The following is a 21234-nucleotide window of genomic DNA, read 5'->3' as shown; positions in this document are numbered from 1 at the left end:
TATTCTCCTTAAATTAAAAAACTAAATGCCATAGCCTATTTAAAGCATACTCAAACGCATTAATTAGGTCGTATATTTCGGGGTTTACTTTTTCGTTTCGTTTTTCTTCGTTTGGTTCAATATATTGCCTACTCAAGTTATAAAGTAACTTACGCGATATATCAACACTGTTAAACTTTAAGGCCGAATATGATAAAACTAATTTGGTTTTTTCTTGTCTTCCCAATATAGAAAAATCGCCGTTTTTGGTTGTTCTTCTTCTTGCTAGTCTAACATTAACAGGTAAATTAGCACCCATAAAATAACTATGTAATAGCTCGATCTCGGTAATGTTGTCCAGATCTAAATTACTAAAATAATTTTTATAATTAAATTCCGAATTATAAGACCACGCACCTTTTAAATCTTCTAAAATTCTATTATTACACTCAGCAATTAAATCGATCAGCTTGGTGTGTATCTCCTTTAAGGTGGGGGCGGGTTTTTTGATTAGTTTTTTTATGTCTTCTATTCCTTCAAATAATATAAGTTCATTTGTAAAAGCTAAAAGACAAACAAAAGCGGCATTGTCTACACGACCTGGATCATAGCCATAAAATACCCCTTTAAGCTCTCCGCTCTTAATCTTGTTGCTGATGTCTTCAGAAGTTACAAAAGTAATATTGTCCTTGTAGTTGTTGGCCGTGTCATATATCAACGATTTTAAAAAGTACCCTTTTTGATTATTGTTGTCCGCATAAGTTAGACCCGCAACGGTAATAACTCAAAGGCGGTAATTCTGGCTTTTTAAATTGTTTAAGTTAATTTTTTGCTGAGTTGATATTTTTGCACTTGGTACAAATGTTTTTGCGTACATTGTTACAATAAGCCCAATTGTTTCCCCTGTCTCTTGGTCTTTGATAAAATCGGGCAAATCTTTTTGAATGAATTTGCTTTCTAATATCTCGGTTAAGTACTCAGGGTAAGGGTTTCCGTGTGCATCGCAAAAAGGTAAAGCGTTAAGGTGGTAATTAGTAATTAAAAAATGCTTATGGGTAAATATGTTATAAAAAAACTTTGCTTTAATTTGGAAGTCTTCGGGTGCTTTTTCCCTAAAAATGGTATTAGCTAAAATAATGAATAGTGCTTCCTCTTGTATTTTATAAATCTCGTTAAGAGTTTCAGGGTCGTTGTAATCTCTTGGGTCTTCTATTGGTTCGTCGATCACAAACTCACCCCAAAAAAAGGAAGTTTGCGGAAGGGTTACACCTTGTAAGCTTTGGACATTCTCCCAGTTGTGAAAGTATATTCCCCGACCTTTTCCACCATCTTCATAAGTTCAGTAAATGGCTTCGGTTTTAACATCAAAAAACGGGGTATAGTCTAGACCGTGATCCGTTTTAAGAAAGTCCAAGACTTTTAAAAAAAGCGGGCGTAAGGTGTTTTTTATGTGCTTATATCTGTTACGGCATCAAATAGAATTAAAACGCTTGTCGTTTACAATTCTATAAATGGTTATGACCGCACCAGCAAAAGACTTTGAAACTCCTTTCGCTCCGCTGTGTATTTCATAAATTGAATTAGATAAAAAAGCATCATAAACAGGGTTAGCATCTAAATCGGTATATTTTAAAATAGTTTTAAGCTTTTCGCTTGTAAATGCTGGGGGTGTATCTTTTTTATCTTCAATAATCATTTTTAGAAAATCACCCCACCACCTGGCACAAGTGTGCTAGGTTCTTCGTTTTGATTTCGTGCATCTCTTGCCTTTTTAGTATTTCAATTATCTTCGAGCAATAAATTAAAATTGGTGTCGTGTTTAATTAATTTGTGAATGTACCCAATTCCGTTTTTATTGTATAAATCTAATACCTTTTTTTCGTTTTCGGGTGACATAAGGCATTGAATTTTATAACGTAATTTATTGCTATGTACAGATACCCCAAACAAACGAACACCGAAAGGGTACCCAATTTCTTCGTTATTGTCCAAAATGGTTTGAACAATATCAAAAAATACAGTAGGGTGAAGGTTTACCCATCAATATGGATCCAAACGGGTAGGGTCTTTTTTTCTAATTTTTACCGCTCCTGTACGTTGTGCGGGTTGATAAACAAACTTATTTGCTTGCTGTACTCCGTTAGCTTGTCAATATGTTGGTTGTTGTGGTTCTTTAAGGCTTGCGTCGTTTACTTGTCAAGTTGCTTCAGGTTGTTGTGGAGTTCCTAAAAAATCTTTTTCGTTGTGTACTGTGTTCATTTCTCTTTTTTCCTTTTCTTTTATTAAGTTCAAAAAAAATTGATCTGCCCGCTCGTATTTTTCTTCGTTGAATTGTTCGGCGGTGCTTTCTTCGTATTTTTTAAAAATCTCGTAAGCAGTGTCGCGGTGTACTACCGTAGGGTATCACTTTTCCCCATCGGGTTTAGCACCATAACAAAGCTGAACACGATTACGCAAAAAAGCGGGGTCATTTTCGGCATCTATAAGCTTAGCAACTCAATCGCTAAACTTGGCCGCTTCTTCTCTGGTGATAGAAAAAGTAAAATAAAACATTAAGCGAAAGCGTGGGGCTTCTGGTGTGCTGCTAAATGTTTCGTATGCCAAAGATGTTTGCACTCCAATTTTTGTAAGTCTCTTAAGTGCATCCCAAAAAGTCAAATTGCTTTTATCAATGTCAAGAATAATAATTCTTGGGTCTTGGTCTTGTTCAATTTTTACCGTATGCCCGTATACCAAAGCGTATTGCAGTTCGGCAAAGTTTTTCAACTTTTTGGCTTTGTCTCAACTTTTTTGAATTTCGGCGACTTCTTTACTTGTCGGCTTCCGCGTGAATGGTTGCGGGTGTGCTAAAACTCTCATAGTTCAAATTTCCTTGCTCATTTAGTTCATAAAATTTTGATAAACTACCATCAAAAAACAAAGCGTAGCCCTTGGGTTCTCCTTCTCTGTTTTTGGTCACCTTTATGCGTACTAGGTTTTTATCTAGTTTGAAGTCTTCAGGGACTTTGTAAATCATTGCGATAAAATCCGCATCCTGCTCGATGCTCCCGCTGTCTCTAATGTCTGCGTTAACGGGTTCAAGACCTTTGCGGGATCTTCCTTTTTCAACTTCACGGGACAACTGCGCAAGTGCAACAATTGGCACGCTTTTTAGCAAAGCGATTTTTTTAAGCGATCGGCTTGCTTGTGTTGTTCTTTCGTAGATGTTTGCCCCTTGTATGTTTTGGCTTAGCAATTGTATGTGGTCAATAATTACCGCCTTGACTTCGTAGCCTTTTGCTTTTGCTTGGTCTATGACGTCAGCAATTTGCTCGGGTGTAACAGTTGGGTTGTCAAATATGTAAATTTTAAAATTTGGCAACTCCCTGAGAGCTTGGCCGTGGGTTGCTCATAACTCTTTTTTTGGTTTTTTAAATTCCTTGAGTGGAATGCTTAAAAAATTACTGGCCAGGTTTCGGTGTATTTTCACGCTTGGCATCTCTAGCGAAAAGAACAGCACGGCAGTTTTTTCGTGGTGTGGATCTTCTGGCGTGTGCATTTCGCAAATTTTCAAAGCTAAGGAGACTGCGAGCGATGTTTTACCTTGTCCAGGTCTAGCAGCTAGAACGTGCAGACCGCTCGGGTCTAGTCCTCCGCTTTGCTCATCTAAAAAACTAAAGCCGGTTTTTATGGGTATGAGTTCGGGGACTTCTAGCATTTGCTCAAACTGTTGCCAGTACTCCGCTAGTGTGGGAATTCTTGAAGTGTTACCGCTTTCGCTTGTTTGTGTTTGTGTCTCTTCGTTGGTCATTCCATTAAAACGAATACCCCCCGTTTTTTTCTGGTGTCTATCTTGTAAGGTAATACCTTAAGCGTTTCCCTTAGCATTGAAGGGACTAACTTCAATCTTAAAAAATAAAAGTATTATTTCTTTTAGGAATACTTGTTTTAGATTTTCTTCTTACCTAGATTTGTACTGATTTTTTGAAACCTTCATAAATAGAAAACAAACATGATAACAAACCAATTTCAGCGATGTATTTTAATTTTTTACAGGAATTCCCTGTATTTTTCTTTTTTAAAATTTCGATAAAAAAGTTACTAATTTTAATAGTTTTATACTTAATAAAAAGGTTTTTCCAAAACAAAAAACCAATACATATTAAGATGTTTAATTTGACAAAATTAATAAAAAAAGAATAAAAATGCTTTCAAAACACGTTTTTAAAAACCTAAAATATTTAAATAAAAGAAAACGAAAGTTTAAAAAACTTATTTCTAAATGTAAATAAAATCGAAAGTAAAATGTAAAAATAAAAAATTTTATTTAAAAAAATGATTTTTTTAGTTCAAAAACATAAATCATAAACGACTGATTTTTCTGATTTTAAAGTAGAAAAATTACTCTCACATTTACTATAAGTAAATGCTATTGAGGATCAATTGACAAACTAAAAAAATATGCCGGTACTATTTCTCGCTTAAAACCATGCGGGTGTGCGAATCTGTGCACGAAGAGCAATGTTCTAGGATTTTGTAGCTATCGCATTTTTGACTAATCTCCATAAATTTTGGACTTAAAGTACTTTCGGTGTATAACTTTAATGTAGACGATTTTGATTGTTTTTGTTATTTGTTTTTTGAAAGTTTAAAATCAATTTTTACTATTTGCAATTTCGGTGCCTTTAGGTCTTGAAAAAAGTGATTTTTTTACTTTCGCAATGTGACTCATTTTTAAATGATTTAAAATTGATTTTTTTACTGATTTTTAAACCAAATGAAATCAACTTGCACATTTGATAATCTCTACTTGTTATTGTGAATTTAATTAAAAATCACACAACTTATAACCTAGTAAATGTTGTGTGATCCTTAAATGCAATCCGTATCGCAACATGGAAGAAAACAAAAAAATTCGATCCTTTTTTGCTTAAAGGATCGTTTTTTTAATATTTATTTTTGAAAAATTTGTTTCTTGAAGTATTGCTAGGTCTTCTTCTTTGGATCTTTGTAAATAATTTTTCTTCCATAGGAATTGGATTTCACTTTTCCTTGTAGTAATTTAAATCGAAAAATATCTCGTCAGCGGAAAGGTAACCGTGAATTTTTCTTGGCATTTGATTAATTTTGTCTTGAATTTCTTTTATTTTTTCATCAGAGACATTATTAAAATTAGTTCGTTTTTTGAAAAATCTTCTAACTATTCCGTTATAGTGCTCGATAGTTCCTTTTTCAAAAGAAGCATACGGATCTGTTAAGTATATTTTTATCTTCAATCTATAACCCAAGTAAAAAAGTTTGTTAAATTCAAAGCCATTATCAGTAGTGATAGATTTAACATTTAATCGGTATTCTTTAATTAAGTCTCAAAGAGTTATCAATATTTTTCAAGGATCTTTCGAATAAACTTTTTTGATTAGTCCAAAACGACTTTTTCTTTCAACGAAAGTTAATAAATGATTTTGTTTTAATCCGGTTTTACCGACTATTAAGTCTAATTCTCAATGACCGAAATCTGTTCTATCATCTATTTTAGAAGGTCTTGCTCAATAAGGAACAACTCATCTTTTACCTACTAATCTTTCTACTGCGCTAATATATCTTTTTCTACCTTTTTTGTATATTTTTCTGAGTCTGTCATCTCTAGTTATTACTCATATTCCTGAATTAATCCAATTAAAAACCGTTCTTAAGGAAGGATGATTTACTTCTGGATAATTGTTAGTAATCACTAAATAGGTAACCTCGACGCCTCATGTTTTTTTGTCAAATTTACTAAGAAAAAGTTTTGAAAATTCTAGATATTTTTCAAATGTATTTCTTAATTTGATTTGTTCAGATCATTGTCTTCTAATGTCATGTTTGTTTTGTGCCGAACAAGCTATATACCCATACAGATCTGAATTTTTCTTAATTTCATGATATAGAGAAATCCTGTGAATTTTGAGTTTGTCTGCTATTTCATTGAAAGAATATTCATTATTTTTTAGCAATATTTCAATTAACAATCTTTTTTGATAGTCAATTTTGTTATGATTTATATTGCCTCCCGGTCAGAAATATTATGGGGAGGTTTTTCTATTTAAAAAAATCGCCCCACCCTTTAATTTTACTTAAAAGATGTTGCGATACGGATTGCAATCGGGGATCACACAACTTATAACCTAGTAAATGTTGTGTGATTTGATTTATGTTTAGAGATAACTCTTAATTTCAATTATCTTTAATAACCTAAGAATTCTGTAACAGCGTTAAGTCTTGCTTGATACTCTTCAATTGGAATTAAGATGTTTTTGTTAATGTCAACATTAACTTTGTTGTAATCACTTAGTGTTGGGTTTTTAGTGTTAAATTGATCAGCGAAAGTAGCATCAATTACATAAACTTTACCGTTGTTATCATAGTTTAAATTAACGTGTGGTAATCATTTACCGTTAGGGAAATAATAATCACCGTTGAATTGAATGTTGTTTTTATGTCCAAGAGCATTTAATGATAAAAACATAAATTCTGAATAAGCTTGACAGTTAAAAATACTTTCTTCATTTTTAAGAGTTAGGTAAACTTTATTTATCATTTTTTGACCTGTATGATAAAAGTTTTTAACAACTAAGTATTTAGTTAAAGCTTTTACTTGCATATCAAAATCTCATTTTCTTGAAGCTATTGTTGGAACAATGTCTCTTACCAAAGTAAAATATTTTTCGTAAAGTTCTTGTGTTTTAGAAGGGTTTTTATCTTCATTTTCATATACTAAGTCTTTACTGTTGTTAGCAAGTGTTCTTAATTTAAGTAAAACAAAGTCTCATTCTGATTTTGCTTTATTTTTTTGTTCTTCAGTTTTATAGTTTTGTCTAAAATCTCACTTAGAATTTAAAAAATCTAAATCAACTTTATCTTTAACATCAAAAATCATTCAAGCATCTTCTTTAAAAGAAACAAATAAGTCATTTAGTTTATCTAAACTAAACAAATCTTTTAACTTCAACCATACATCATAACGAGTAAAATCAAAACCACTGTAATTAAGTTTGTCAAATAATTCAATTCAAGAAGAATTATCATTTTTTAAAGCTTTTGCAATATCAGAAAGCAAGAAAGAATATTGATAACTATCATTATTTGTGTTAATACCAGAATTTTTTCTTTCAATAATACCTTTTAAATGAGCAATAACTGCATTTATTACATTATTAAGTTCTGATTTTCAATTTAAATAATATGTTTTTAAATCTTTATTTAATAACTTAGCATAGTTATTGTTATAAAAATCATTTATGTTTTGATTTAACTTTTGTAGTTCAGGTATTTGCTTTTCAAATTTACTTTGAATTGATCTTAAAATATCGTTCGCATATTCTTTATTTTGTTCATAAAGTTTTAATTGTCTTTCTCTTTCAAGTTCTTCATAAGTTTTTTCTTTTACAGGTTCTTCTTTTTTGATTTCTTGATTAGTTGAACAACTGAAAGTAATTAAAGGAAAGATACTTAAAGGAGTAATTAATGAGATTTTTTTTAATTTAGATCATTTCATATATTTAAATTATACTGCTTGTTAAGTATTGTTCATAATACTTAAAACTACTGTAAAGTGATATTTAAAATTCTTGTGTTTGTTTTTCAATATTTTCTGTTCGTTAAAAAGTATGTTTGGTTTTCTTCTGGGTTTGCAACTAAAATTTCTGTTGTATCTGAAAGAGAATAAGGTTTAGTGATTTCTGAAATAACTTTAATATCTATTGAAAGAGAATTTCCATTTCTCTTCACAATTAGTTTATTTTTTAAAGAAACATTAAGATCTTCTTTTGCATAACCATCATAATTTTTGGTTTCAGTGATTTGTTTTTCTCTTCATTCTCCTGTTCCTGGGTCTCCTTCTGCTCCTGAAACCCCTGCATAGCGATATCAATATCTCTCTGTTCTCGTTTCTCGTGCAGTGTATTTATATTTTCTAAATAATTGCATTAGTGGTAAAACTTCTGAGTTAGCAGAACTTAAAGAATATGTGCTAAAATCAATTTCTTTTGAAGGTTCTGTTGAAAGCGAACTAATTGGTATAATTCAAGTTTCTCTTGCAACATAATTACCATCAGTAGAATAAGTTTTTAAATCTTTTTCTAGTTCAATTACAATATTAGTAAATGAATTAAAATCGTTTGGTAATGCATAAGTGTAATTTCCTAATGGATCATTATTCTCTGTTCGTTTATAATTGAAAATAGTTGAACTTTCATTAGCGAACGAATTAACTGTTGATTTGCTTTGTAAACCATTTTGTGAAGATAATTTGATTAAGTAATCACTGATTTTTTCTTGTTTTTCATATCTACTTTGCAATGTTAATGTTGGAACTAGTGCATCTAATTTTTGTTGAAGAGAAGTGTTAGAATCTCTTGTCGTAATGAGTTTGTCTTTTAATCTTTTTACAATACTATCAGTATTTACATTCTCTCCATTTGTTCCGTAATTAAAATCTAAATTATCAGTTCCTGCTAACTCAACTAATTTTCTTTTAGCTTTTGTTAAGTTAGAATTTGAAGTATTAAGTTGACTTTGCAATTGCTCTTTTTCTCTTTGAAGAACTTGAAGTTGATTTTGTTTTGCTTGAAGTTGATTTGAAAGATCTTGATTTTGAGTTTCTTTGTTTCTTAGTTGTTCTTGTAAGTTTGAAACTTGCTCTTGCAAAGTTTGAATTTGCGTGTCTTTTTCGGATAAACTTTGTTGAAGTTGAGCTTTTTCGTTATTTAAATTTGTAATTGTTGTATTTAATGTTTGAACTTGATCGCTAAATTGAGCAATTCTTTGTTCTTTTGTTTGTAAATCATTTTCAAGAGCAGTTTTTTCACTTTCAAGTCTGGTTTTATCATTTTGAAGGTTTTGTTTTTCTTCTTGTAAAGTTTGAATTTGAGTTAAGTTATTTTCTTTTTCTTGTTCAAGTTGAGCAATGCGTTTTCTTAGTTTATCAACAATACTTCCTTCAAAAGCTCCTTCTCCATTTTCCTTAATATCTGCTTGACCATTATCTGTTCCAATTAAACGAACAAGTAAAGATTTAGCATATGTAAAATTTCTTTTTGTGTCTTTTAATTTTTGATTTACAGTATTTAAAAGTCTATTTAAAGCATCGGGAGTTGCAAAGAAAAAATCTTGATATTGTTTAACTAATTTTTCTCCTTTGTTGATTAAAACTTTTGTAAAGTCTTTATTTAATTTATCTTGGTATTTACTTTTTACATCAGCATTATCATAATATTGCTCTAATTCGTTAAACATTTGTTGTTCTTCTGAACTTCACTGTTCAAAGTTTTTGGTTGGTATTTCATATGAACACTCGTTTACAAGACCTTCTCTAACATCTGAACAAGGTTGATTATCTCCTTCATAAAGTTCGTTATAATCAAAATCATGAAGATATTGATAAATCTCTTTATATGTGCTTGTGTGTAAATTAACATCTTTATATAGCTCTAATAACACATCAACATATTGTTCTTTTAGAGTTTGGTTTTGAGTTTCTAAATCATTAATTTGTTCACTTTTACTAGCAATTTCCTCTTCAATAGTTCTTTTCACACTTTCAAGTTCTGCAACTTTATTTTTAGCACTTTGAAGTTGTTCTTGTAAAGAGTTGTTTTGGTTTTGTAAATCTTCTTTATCATTTTCAAGCATTGCAATGATGGTATTTAAACGAGCAATTTCTTCATTGTTTTGTTCAATAGTTAATTGAAGTTGAACTTTTAAGTTATCTCTTTCTGTTTTAAGTTGATTAAGTTGTTCTTCTAAACTTGCTTTATCTTTGAGTAAATTGTCTCTTTGTAAAGAGACTTTTTCAAATTCAATTTGTAAACTTTGTAGTTCGCTTTTTAATTTTCCTAGCTCACTTGTGTTTGAATATTTATTATCTTTGGAGTTGTAATTTTTACTTCCAACAAGTTTTAGTAATGCTTGTTCTTTTTGAGCGATTTGTTCTCTTAAATAATTCAATGTTTCACTTTGAGTCATTGCATCATTACGCATTCTTTCAATATCATTTTGCAAATCTCCAATTTGAAAATTAAACCTTGAATAATCGCTTTGGTTTTTAGCATATACTCCATCAAGCATTGCTTTATATTTTTCAATTTCTTTTTTATTTTGTGCTTGACCACAACCCCATAAAATCAAACTAGCTCCTGCAACAATTCCTGCAGCGGTTGCTCCAATAAATCATCATTTCTTATTTTTATTTTTTTCTGTTTTAACTGCTTGCATTTTTATCCTTTCTAACAAGATACGTTTCTAATTGGGTAATATCATTTTGTTTAAAGTTAGACATTTTTGGATAAATTTATTGTTTGTCCACTTTCTGAAGGTTTTTGGATTTAAAAAAATACAAAACAAAATATTATAATTTTAATGCGTATAAAACGCAATACAAGGAATAAGAAAAAACATGAAAACCAACAACAAGATAATTGTTTTTAATAAAAATACACATAAGAAATGAAGATTGTTAGAAAAAGTAAAACCTTTTGTCATTTTTTATTATCAAGAATACACATTCTTTTTGAATATGTATTTTTCTAAAAATCAAAAGATAAATTCAGAATCTAAATATCAAATAAAACATACCGAAAATTTAAATGAATATTGAGTAGATACAACAAATATATTGATAATGGATACTGAAGAATTTGATTTATTGTATAGAAATGTTGATTTTACAGAAATTTCAGATCTGGAAATTAAAGATATGGTTAACGTAATCAAAAAGATTCAAAAAAATTTCAAAAGTAAAAATTCAGCAATTGACAAAACCATACAAAAGGTTCAACTAAACAAATCAAGAAAATTTCCAGAAAGCAAAGCTGTTTATTCAACTTTGCCAATCAAACTATCAAAGCAACTTCTAGATGAAGAGTCATATCATTGTAGAGATTCATTTTTATATGTTTTAGATGATTTCGAATCTTTAGATGATAAACAAATGAAAGATTTAATTCAAGAGAGAAAAAATAATTGACTCAATATTATTGAGAAATATCGAAATAATAAAGAACTCGAAACACAAACCAAATAGCAAGATCGCCAATAAATTGCAATTGTCTTATTAACAAAAGGAGAGCGAATGAGCAACCAAAGGCAAACAAATTTAGTAAAATCTCAAGCAACAAATGTTGATAACAAATCAATTAAAGTTCAAAATGAGTTAACAAATTTAAAAGTATTTGTTCTTTTTTATTATGGAGAATATACATTTTATTTAAATAAATGAACAGCATCAAAAGACAGAGTTAAAATGCCTTTTGAATATGAAATTCAAAATAAAGACAGTGCATATAATCAAATAATTGACACCTCAAACCTTATGGTGATGCATACTGAAGAATTTGATTTACTTTATGACAAAATAAATCACTAAAAAATTACTTCAGCTTCTTTAATTAATGAAAAGGAATTAGATTTTTTCTATGATCAAAAAAACTATCAAGAAATTGATTCACTTGATTTAATTGATGCTAAAGGAATTATTTCAATGGTAATTGATAATTTTAAAGAACGTGAAGCAAGTTATGACATCACTTTTCAAAGAATAAAAATCAATGAAGATACCTTATTAGTTGAAAGTAAAATTATTTTGTCAACTCTCAAATTTGAAGCTTACAAAATGCTTGATTATATGGACGCATTTTCTTATAATGAGTCTCTTTGATATATTTTTGAAGACTTGCAAGATATAGATGATCAACAACTTTTAAAATATATTCAGACCAATAAAAATGAATGAGAAGCCATAAAAAGAAAATATAAATTAGAGCTTTTAGAAGCTATAAAAGAAGAAAAAGAAAATAGTCAAAATCAATAAAACACATTTACTTTTTTTATAAGTAAAAATAACAAGAAATTCACCGTTCTTTTTTTACAAACAACAATTTTAAGAATAAATCTATAAGTTTTAATTTTAAAACTTACTCTAAGCATAATCCACATATTCGGAAAATAAATTGATTCGTTGAATACTGTTATCCGAATATTAATTTATTGAGCTAAAAGGTGTTTTAATTATATTTATGCATGAATAAGTGACTTTATAAAATAATATAATTTTATGCGTATAAGCGCAAATGAGGAGAACAAAGTGAATGAGAAAACACTAAAAACTACATGCAAAAATAAAGGCATAAATTTTGACAAAAACGGGTTAATTATTAATGATTTATTTAAAAATGTAAAACCATTTGTGGCCTTTTATTATGGAGAATATACATTTTATTTAAATATGTACACTTTTGAAAACGAGGTAAATACCTCAGCTTTTGAATATAAACTATCAAGTTTAAGACCACAAATGAATAAATATGTTGATACAACAAATATATTGGTAATGGATACAGAAGAATTTTCTTTATTGTATAAAAGCAAAGAATTTGAAGAAATTAGTAATTTAAATTTTGAAGATGCTAAAAACATCGTTAATTTGCTAATTCACAATTTTAGCGAGAATAAGTTTAATTACGATATAACATTTCAAAGAGTGGAAATAAATAAAGACACAATGTGTCCTGAAAGTAAAATTATTATTTCTACACTGGAGTTTGAAGAAGATAAATATATGTTAGGTATAGATATTGATCATTTTCTAGATCACTTAGGTTTTATTTTTGAAGATTTAGAAAATGCTACCAAAGAAGATTTTCAAGCATATATAAAACACAATAAAGCAGATTGAGATTTAGTTTTTCAAAAATATAACACTTTAAATTAGCAAGTAAAAAAAGAACTCATTTTCGGGTTCTTAAACTAGGACAAGAAAATTGGACATTCTTGTCCTTTTTATATAATCTTTATAGGAGAAATTATGAAACAGTTAAAACCCGTAGAATGAAAAGAATGATTTAAGTTATATCAAAATTATAAATCTAACATAATTTCATACAGTGAATATCTATTTTTGACTAAAAGCCAGTTTCAAAAAGATTGAAGAAACCCTTATGTTAGATCTTGATTTAGAAAAAAATATAAATGATTTCAAACTAATGAAGATGTTTTGGTATCCAAAACAGGAACTGCCCCAAAGAAAGGAAAGGGTTCTGGAAGACCTTTAAAAAGACCTGACCCTAGTCAATACTCAAGAACAGATCTAGAAGAAATAGTGAAAATATACAGAGAGATTTTTCCAGAAATATCTGAAAAAGAAATTCAAAGAAGAATTAAAAAAAAGGGCAAAAAGTTAAGTGCCAAAGTTTTAACTCAAGAATTTGGAATCCCGAAATCTACATATTATTACAGACTTAACTCAAAAGGAAGAAGTTTTACTGAAGATAAAGAAACAATTGATTTGATTGTTAAATCTTTCTTTGAAAATAAATCAAGATACGGTAGAAAAAGACTTGAAATTTATATTCTTAAAAAATATGGTAAATGCATAAATTATCGAAAAATAGGGAGAATTATGCAAAAACTCAACTTAAAATGTTCTACTCGTATTCCAAAAAGAAAAAGAGAAATTAAAAACTTAAATGTTAAATTTCAAGATTTGGTAAAACGAGATTTTTCCGGAAAAACAAACAATATTATTGCTACAGATGTTTCATACATTCCTAATATTTATAGTGAAATGGGTAATCATTTTTATCTATCCATAGCAATTCATCACAAAACTAAGAAAATAATAAATTGAAATTTGAGCAAAAACAATGATTTAGATTTAGTCATAAATCATATAAAGCATATTAAATTCGATCGAGAATGAATAATTCATTCAGATCATGGTTTTCAATATTCTTCAAAAGAGTATCAAAAGATCATTTCTGAAAATAATGGAAAAATATCAATGGGAAGAATTGGAAACTCATTAGATAATAGAGAAGCGGAATATTTTTTCTCAGTTATTAAAAGTGAATGTTTAAATGACCCCAAAGTAAAATATATGAAATTTGAAGAGTTAAATGAATTAATAACAAACTATATTAATTGATACAATAATGATAGATTTCAATCTCAAATGGATTGAAAAACACCTCAACAATGTTGAGATGTGTGTGTTTTTTAAACTGTCCAACTTTTGTGTCCTAGTTTATCTTTTCTTTTTTTAAAGCAGTAATTTACCCAATTCACACTAAAATCAGTGCTCAAAAAATAGAAAAAACAATTGTAGAGACAGTAGAAATAAGCAAGGCTAAAGCACTTTTTCAAGTTTTTTGTTTATTAATTAAATAAATAAAATTCACTCCAAGCAATACATTCAAACTACTAGTGAAATATCCATGATTTCTAGTAACAAACAACAACACACCGGTGATAAATCCATTTAAAAAAGCATTCACAAAGAATAATGTGAAATTATTAGCAAAAAGCAATTGTCCAAATAATGCCACGCTCCCACAAAGGGCAAATAAGGTTCCAAATTCTTTGAAAGTATGCATAGTAAAATCTGGATCGCTATTAATTTGTTTTAGATAATTTTGAGGAGCGATTCGTTTAAATAAAGCCCTATATAAAATAACAGCTAAAATAATTCCTAATAGTTGCATTATGATAATGCTGCAAAAACCTTTAAAATATGCTCCATTATGATTGGTGATTATTAATTTACAAAAGATAATAAATAAATTAATTGGATTTCCTATTACTACTGTATCACTAACATTTAAACTAACAAGCAATCCTGTTATAAAAATTACAATCGGAGTTAATGCAGTAGCTCAAGGATATGTAAAATGATATTTTAAATATTTTTTAGAGCTTTTTAAAGCCACAAACATGCATAAACATGCACCAAAAGTAATAAAAAAAGAACCAACAAACTCGCTGATGATTATTTTCTTATCAAATCAAGTTAAAAATATTTGTTCCATTAGCTTCTTATTTATATTTTATAGCAAATACATTTAGTTATAAATTATAAGTTGATATTTATTAACTGTAAAGACTCTTTAAAGAGTACTATTTTAATTAAATAAGGTCAACATTAACGCTCAAAAAGCGCAAAAAATTATCGTTGTAAAAGTTGAAATTACTAAAGCTAAAGTGCTTTTTCAAGTTTTTTGTTTATTAATTAAATAAATAAAATTAACTCCATATAAAACATTTAAATTACTAGTGAAATATCCTTTGTTTTTAGTAAAAAATAGCATTAAACCTGTAATTAAAGCATTAATTGCACTATTAAGGAAAAATAAAGATAAATTGTTTGTCAGCAATCAGTTACCAAACACCGCCACTGACGCGCATAAGATAAATAATGTAGCAAATTCTTTGAAAGTATGCATAGTAAAGTCTGGATTGTTATTAATTTTTCGTACATAATTTTGGGGAGCGATCTTTTTAAAAATGGCTTTATATAAAATTACTGCAAATAACATTGCATTAAATTGGATTACACAAATACTAAAAAAACCTTTGAAATAATTAAGATCAAAATTATTAAATAATAGTTTAAAAAAATTAATAAATAAATTAATTGGATTGCCAATTATCACAACTAAATCCCCTTTAGAAGCAAAAAATAACGCAATCAAATAAATTAAAATAGGAGCAATCAAAATTGCTCATGGATGCGTAAAATGATAACTAAAAACAAATTTATTACTTCTTAAAGCAATAAACATTGAAACACAAGCGGCAAAAGTAATAAAAAATGCACCAACAAATTCGCTAGCAATTATACTTTTGTGAAATCAACTTAAAAAAACTATTTGCATTGAGAAATAATTATATTTAAAATCAAGAATTTTTTCTTTTTGAAACACTTTTTTGTTCTATAATTAATTAGAAAAAACAAACATTTGTTTAAGATTAAAAATCTTAGGTTAATGCAAAACATTAGAGGAGCTTTTAGTAATAGTATCTAAGCTAGCAGGCATGCGTAACTTAGTGAAAGGACATAAAAGCCGAAACAACTGAAGTGGCAACTTCACTTGTTGGTAGAAAAGCATAAAAGATTTCTACTCTTTGGGAAACCATTGGCGCTAAATATTTGTAAAATTTTGTTAAGTATCATTTAACAAGGATTTTGCATGATTTATCGCTTGCAAAACCTTGTTTTTTCATTTTAGTGAGGTGAATGTGAAAGTCAAACAATATAGTAAATACGAAGATGTGCCAAAACAATATCGATTTGATTTAGAGGATATTTTACAAGGGCAAACAATAGAAACCTTAATTGAGCAATATCAAAATTTATTTGAGCAAAGAATTACAATTAAAGATTCTAAATATAACTCTTTAAAGGAATATTTAGTAGATGTTAAATTATCTGAAGAACAAACCGCTTTAAGTTATCGAATTGAAAATTACGTTTCAAATAATCTTTCTACTAATGTAGTTAATCCACAATTTAAGCAACTATCAGAAAAATTTGACTTTCTAAATGAACAATTACTTGCAAAATTCGGAAGCGAAAGTAATCGTTTTTATCAAAATTTAGACAAACTTAAAGTCTGAAAAGACACTCCTGAACTTAAAGAGTATAAACACTCAATTGAAAATGCGATTTTAGATTTAAAACACAAACTTTCTGATGAAGTTGAAGAATACGTTCAAAAACAATCATTTGGAAATCCTTCATTAAATCAAGTCTTTTCAATTTTAACCAACAGCGAATTAGATTATGGTTTCATCACAGATTCAAAAGGTAAAAAACATAAATTAAACCCAACCAATCGAATCGAATTCCTTAAATCAAATGACGCTTCACTTCGTAAAGGGGCTTATAAAAACTATATTAAAGCATTTTTACAACACAAAGAATCTCTAGCTTCACTTTTATACCAACACTTTAAAACCATCACCGTAAATGCTAAATTGCGTAATTACGATAGTGCAACTCATATGCTTACTTATGATGACAAAGTATCTGACGCTATTCTTCAAAGATTATACTTAGAAGTTTCGCAACGTAAAAATGTGTTTAAAAAATTCAAACAAGCACATGCAAAATTCTACAAGATGAAATTTAATGAAAAATTTAATCCTTGAGATAACAAAAGATTGCTTGTTAATGTTAAAGCTTCATATTCAGTTGAAGAAGCTAAAGAATTAGTAAGAGAATCATTTAAACCTTTTGGAAATGAATACATGAGTCAAATTAATAAAGCATTAGATGAAAATTGAGTTGATTTTATGCCAGTTAATTCCAAACGTGGAGGGGCATACTCAATTGGTTCATCATATGGACTAAATAAAAAGTATATTTTGATGAATTTTAAAGGTGATTTAGATAGCGTCGAAACACTAGCGCATGAATTAGGGCATTCAATGCATTCTTACTTTTCAGACACTCGACAAACCATTGCAAATAGTGAGTATCCAATTTTCCTTGCTGAAATTGCTTCTATTTACAATGAGTTAATGCTTTTTGATTATTTATTAAAACATTCAAATGACAAAAAACTCAAATTCCAAATTTTAGAAAATATGATTGTTGGATTCATTGGTACAGTTATGCGTCAGGTAGAATGATCAAATTATGAATATAACCTATATAAAGCTATCGAAGAAGGAAAAGCTTCTTCAAGCTTCAAATCTTTAAGTGAAATTTATTTTGAAAACATGAAAAAATACTCACTTAATCCAAAATTAAAATATTCTGATGAAAACACCTTTGCTTGCATTTATGTTCCACACTTTTATTATGGATTTTATGTATATAAATATGCCATTGGACAATTAAGTGCAAATTATTTCTTTGCTAAATACAAGCAAGAAGGACCTCAAGCCTTACAAAATTACATTGATAATTTCTTAAGTGCTGGAGGAAGCGATGATCCGCTTAATATATTAGCTAAAGTAGGTGTAAATCTTGATAGTTCAGAATTTTACGATTTAGGATTTAATTATGTAAGTGAATTAATTGATCAATATGTTTCACTTGGAAAACAAATTTTTAAAAACAAATAAATTCTTTTTGGCTTTATATCCCTTTTTAGGGATATTTTTTATACAAAAAACATCCACTGAAGGATGTCTAATTGTTAATTTTGAATAACTCTGAAATATCAAAAGCATAAGTTTCTTTGGTGCGTAATTTAAATAAAATATTTGGATTTCTTAAACCATTACGCATTTCTTGAGCTTCAATTGGGAAAATAGTAAATGAATATAAAGTATCTGAATCTTCTTTTGGAATTATCACTTTTCCACTTTGTGGATCTACTTTTGGAGCTTGCAAGTTTCTTTGTTTTGATAAATCTCCTGAATTAAAGGCCACTCCAGGAACTCTAATTCCGCTTCAATTAAATCTTGGTGAATCAGGATTATAGGTTTTTAATCTACTTTCATAATAATCACGCTTTGGAGCTCAAAAACCGTTCTCATTTCAATTACGCTCACCTGAGACTATTACTGACACGTGAGCATGAGACATTCAACCACCATTTTCGTGAGTGTCTCCAATGTAAGCAATTATTTGGTTTTTGGTTACTTTAAGAGGATTGTCTGGAGTAATAGCAACATAATCATTTAACTGAGCATCAAATTTTGTTGCATAAACATCAATAGTTTTATTACCTTTTGAATCAGTTTGTTCTATTTCTTTAGACGAAATATTTAACGCTTTATTGTTAAATGTTTGCTCTTGATCTAAGTGAATTACACCAATGTATGCATAAAGAGAATCTTTAAAGTATAATTCCTTATCTTTAGGAGATAAATTCATATCTTCTACTTTAACTCTCATTAGTAATGTAGTCCCAACTCCTTCAGCAATATCGTTGGCTTTTGAAACGTTATCATGATATACAATTCCAAGAATTTCGCCATCATAAGGAGCCACGATAGCTGTTTTGTTTGGAGCTAAATAATCTTCTCCTAAGTGCAATTGATATGGAAACGATGGCGAAGAAGCATAAAATCCTCTTAATTCATCATAACCACCAGTGAGTAAGTTACTTCCGTATAAGCTAAAAATTTGAGCATTAACTTTTGAAAGATTTTGTTTGGTTAAAGGTCCAGCAATGAAGTTGTAAGAATTAATGTTATTTTTAGTGAATTCTTCTTCAAAAATGTTGCTAAAATGACCTAATCCAAAGTGTTTGGTAAATTGATATTCTTTTTGGTTAGTAGCATCAATGGCTTTGAAAGTAAAATCCACATTTTTAGCGTCAATTACTTTGTGAGAAACTAATTGTAAATAAGAAAAATTATTTGGTTTAGTAAAAGTAAAATCAGCTAAATTAAATTTTTCAAAATTATAATGAGCTTCATTGGTGTGAGCGATGTTGACCTTTACCAATGATGCTAACTGCTCATTTAATAAATAATTTTCCAATCCACTATTGGCATAATTTAAAGTGATTTCAATGTCTTTTCCTAAATTGCTTCTTGAAGTATTTTGCAGTTTTTCTTGAGCTTGTACTAAAGTCAATGAAGCTTGAGGATCTTCTTTTTGTATTTGTTTAATTAATTGATTGTATTCGTTTGCATTATCTGATAAAGCTACTCTAATGGTTGCTTTTAATTTGTGTACATTGGCATCAAAACGAACTTTTGACACAAAGATATTGCTAATATATTTATTTTCTTCTCATAAAGTGTTTAATTGATTTTTTAACTCTTCAGATAAAGACACTTTAAATAATTTATTAAGTTGAGATACTGACAATTGTTCAACTGGAGTGTTTTGAACCACGCTAGCAGTTAAAAATTTATTAGCTAAAGTTACATTAAGTGGGTTTTGTTTAATATCATTAATTAAATTATCTAAAGAACTACTTAATTGAATTCACTTATCATTATTGGTATTTAATCCTAAATTATCTACAACAAAATTAACGGTTCTAAATTCATATAAATATTTGTTTGAATCAATAACATGCACTAAATCAATAGGAATTATTGTTTGATTTTTATTTCCTTCTCGTTGGCGAATATCGTGGTAACGAATTCTCACTTTTAAAGAATTAATCAGTGAGGCATAATTATTAAATTTAGTTTTTAATAAATCTTTTAAAGCAACTTCGTTAAAGGTAGTGTGTTGCTTAATGTAGTTGTTATTAGCAAAGTCTCTAAAAGCTAAATTTTGAATGTTAACTTGATCTTTAAAAGTAAAAAACTCACTTGAACTTGTGTAATCAAATGCTTCTAAAATATCATTTAGCACATTTGAAGACGAAGTGGTTGTTACAATGTTGTTTGCTTCTTGAGGTATATCATTATTAGCCACAATTGAGCTCTTATCGTTTTTAAAACCTCCTAAAATAAGTTGAGTTTTCACTCTTTGAGATTCATAATTTGTCAATCCTTGAGTTGAGAAGTATTGAACATTATCTAAATGAGGCAATCTTAAAGTTAAATTAACAACCATTTGGCCATCATTATCATTGGTTTGAATTGAATTAATGCTTTCAATAATATTGTGTTTGTAAAATTCAGGCAAAGTAATGCTTTGGTTAGTTTTTAAGTCAATTAAATCCCCTAAATATAAGCTATTTTGTAAATCTTCAAATTTTAATTCAGAAGGGTTAAGTTCACTTAGTGAACGATTTGCAAATTTGGTATTTTGACTTAAATCTACTCTTAATGGGGCTAAATATTGTTTTGTATCTAACACAACATCTAAAGTAGGGATAAACTGTTGTTGATGTAAAACTAACTCTTGGTCAAGTGGAAGTTCTTTATACAAGAACTTTTGGGATTTACTTGAAAAATATCTTATAGGAACTAACTTAACAATTCCAGTTAAAGCATTGTTTGTTTTAACTATAAATTTAGTGTTGTTATTTAATTGTAAATTCAATGAATTAAGATTGTATTTTAAGTCTCCTAGATCATGATTGTATTTTGAAATATTTTTTTCAAGCGGTAAAGTTACATTAGCTAAATTAGGAAGTTCAAAATCGATTTTATCACTAATTTGTTCAAGTGCTCGTTCATAGTTTAAAGCGCCTTTGACAAATAAATATTTATCATAAGATAGCGTTTGCTTAGAGTCTTTAAAAGTTATCTTAACCTTAACCAACACTTCTCCTGCTAGCATTTTATTTGTAACAGCATCCAAAGAATAACCACTTGAAATAAAAGCATTCGGATTTTCTAAATCATTAAGTAATGTGGATTCAAAAGATAATTTTGTTTCATTGGTATTGTTGGTTAATGTTATATCGCTAGATTCAAGATCAAATGCACTTTTATTTGTTGATGTTATTGTCAAAGAGTATTTGTTGGCAACAAAGTTCTCAACATCGCTTTGCGAAATTGAATCATTAGCAGTACAGCTAGCAAGTACCATCGAAGTTGAAATTCCGGTTAAAAAAGTAGTAGGTATTAAAAATTTTTTAAAGAATATTTTTTTCATAA

Annotated in this window: 15 protein-coding genes and 1 riboswitch; of the genes, 6 read left to right on the top strand and 9 right to left on the bottom strand. The window is 28.7% G+C overall.

Going from position 1 to position 21234, the window contains the following annotated elements; all coding sequences use genetic code 4:
* Positions 1–13: 13 nt before the first annotated feature.
* The 6 genes from EXC45_RS00560 to EXC45_RS00535 all read right to left on the bottom strand — a co-directional run bounded on the left by EXC45_RS00560 (position 14) and on the right by EXC45_RS00535 (position 10209).
* Entirely contained in the window at positions 14–1675 is a 1662-nt protein-coding gene (locus EXC45_RS00560) for a hypothetical protein (RefSeq protein ID WP_036434476.1), read from the bottom strand.
* Between the two features lie 2 nt (positions 1676–1677).
* Positions 1678–2838 carry a hypothetical protein gene (locus EXC45_RS00555; RefSeq protein ID WP_129693738.1) on the bottom strand — a complete coding sequence of 387 codons (1161 nt, stop codon included), beginning with the start codon at positions 2836–2838 and terminating at the stop codon, positions 1678–1680.
* Positions 2789–3769 (bottom strand): DnaB family ATPase, encoded by a 981-nt coding sequence (locus EXC45_RS00550; protein WP_036434472.1) that lies wholly within the window; start codon positions 3767–3769, stop codon positions 2789–2791. The genes EXC45_RS00555 and EXC45_RS00550 overlap by 50 nt, the downstream gene beginning before the upstream one ends.
* A 1135-nt stretch (positions 3770–4904) precedes the next feature.
* Positions 4905–5951, bottom strand: a complete 1047-nt coding sequence (locus EXC45_RS00545) for an IS30 family transposase (RefSeq protein WP_223213876.1) — start codon at positions 5949–5951, stop codon at positions 4905–4907.
* Between the two features lie 230 nt (positions 5952–6181).
* Positions 6182–7492, bottom strand: a complete 1311-nt coding sequence (locus tag EXC45_RS00540; RefSeq protein ID WP_129693736.1) for a hypothetical protein — start codon at positions 7490–7492, stop codon at positions 6182–6184.
* A 47-nt stretch (positions 7493–7539) separates the two neighbouring features.
* Complete coding sequence (locus EXC45_RS00535) at positions 7540–10209, bottom strand: coiled-coil domain-containing protein (RefSeq protein WP_036435122.1); 2670 nt, start codon at positions 10207–10209, stop codon at positions 7540–7542.
* A 181-nt stretch (positions 10210–10390) separates the two neighbouring features.
* Between EXC45_RS00535 and EXC45_RS00530 the strand changes: the two genes are divergently transcribed.
* The 5 genes from EXC45_RS00530 (at position 10391) to EXC45_RS00510 (ending at position 13990) form a co-directional block, all read left to right on the top strand.
* Positions 10391–11017, top strand: coding sequence for an Mbov_0400 family ICE element protein (locus EXC45_RS00530; protein ID WP_036435120.1), 627 nt, complete (start codon positions 10391–10393; stop codon positions 11015–11017).
* A 48-nt stretch (positions 11018–11065) separates the two neighbouring features.
* Positions 11066–11359, top strand: coding sequence for a hypothetical protein (locus tag EXC45_RS00525; protein WP_129693735.1), 294 nt, complete (start codon positions 11066–11068; stop codon positions 11357–11359).
* Positions 11360–11473: 114 nt separating this feature from the next.
* Positions 11474–11803 carry a hypothetical protein gene (locus EXC45_RS00520; RefSeq protein ID WP_129693734.1) on the top strand — a complete coding sequence of 110 codons (330 nt, stop codon included), beginning with the start codon at positions 11474–11476 and terminating at the stop codon, positions 11801–11803.
* Positions 11804–12076: 273 nt separating this feature from the next.
* Positions 12077–12703, top strand: coding sequence for an Mbov_0400 family ICE element protein (locus EXC45_RS00515; protein WP_036435114.1), 627 nt, complete (start codon positions 12077–12079; stop codon positions 12701–12703).
* 93 nt (positions 12704–12796) lie between these two features.
* On the top strand, positions 12797–13990 hold the full coding sequence (locus EXC45_RS00510; protein ID WP_129693733.1) for an IS3 family transposase: 1194 nt from the start codon (positions 12797–12799) through the stop codon (positions 13988–13990).
* 52 nt (positions 13991–14042) lie between these two features.
* Here EXC45_RS00510 and EXC45_RS00505 read toward each other — a convergent pair whose 3' ends face one another.
* Both EXC45_RS00505 and EXC45_RS00500 read right to left on the bottom strand, forming a co-directional pair.
* Complete coding sequence (locus tag EXC45_RS00505; RefSeq protein WP_129693732.1) at positions 14043–14795, bottom strand: hypothetical protein; 753 nt, start codon at positions 14793–14795, stop codon at positions 14043–14045.
* A gap of 93 nt (positions 14796–14888) precedes the next feature.
* Entirely contained in the window at positions 14889–15641 is a 753-nt protein-coding gene (locus EXC45_RS00500; protein WP_129693731.1) for a hypothetical protein, read from the bottom strand.
* A gap of 114 nt (positions 15642–15755) precedes the next feature.
* A riboswitch (Lysine riboswitch) is annotated at positions 15756–15919 on the top strand.
* Positions 15920–16005: 86 nt separating this feature from the next.
* Between EXC45_RS00500 and pepF the strand changes: the two genes are divergently transcribed.
* Positions 16006–17838, top strand: coding sequence for an oligoendopeptidase F (pepF, locus tag EXC45_RS00490; protein ID WP_036434198.1), 1833 nt, complete (start codon positions 16006–16008; stop codon positions 17836–17838).
* A 67-nt stretch (positions 17839–17905) separates the two neighbouring features.
* Here pepF and EXC45_RS00485 read toward each other — a convergent pair whose 3' ends face one another.
* Positions 17906–21232 (bottom strand): MSC_0775 family lipoprotein, encoded by a 3327-nt coding sequence (locus EXC45_RS00485; RefSeq protein WP_036434196.1) that lies wholly within the window; start codon positions 21230–21232, stop codon positions 17906–17908.
* Between the last annotated feature and the right edge of the window lie 2 nt (positions 21233–21234).

The organism is Mycoplasmopsis columboralis (genome assembly GCF_900660675.1).
Taxonomy (GTDB): domain Bacteria; phylum Bacillota_I; class Bacilli_A; order Mycoplasmatales; family Metamycoplasmataceae; genus Mycoplasmopsis; species Mycoplasmopsis columboralis.
This window is presented reverse-complemented; position numbering and strand designations above follow the sequence as displayed.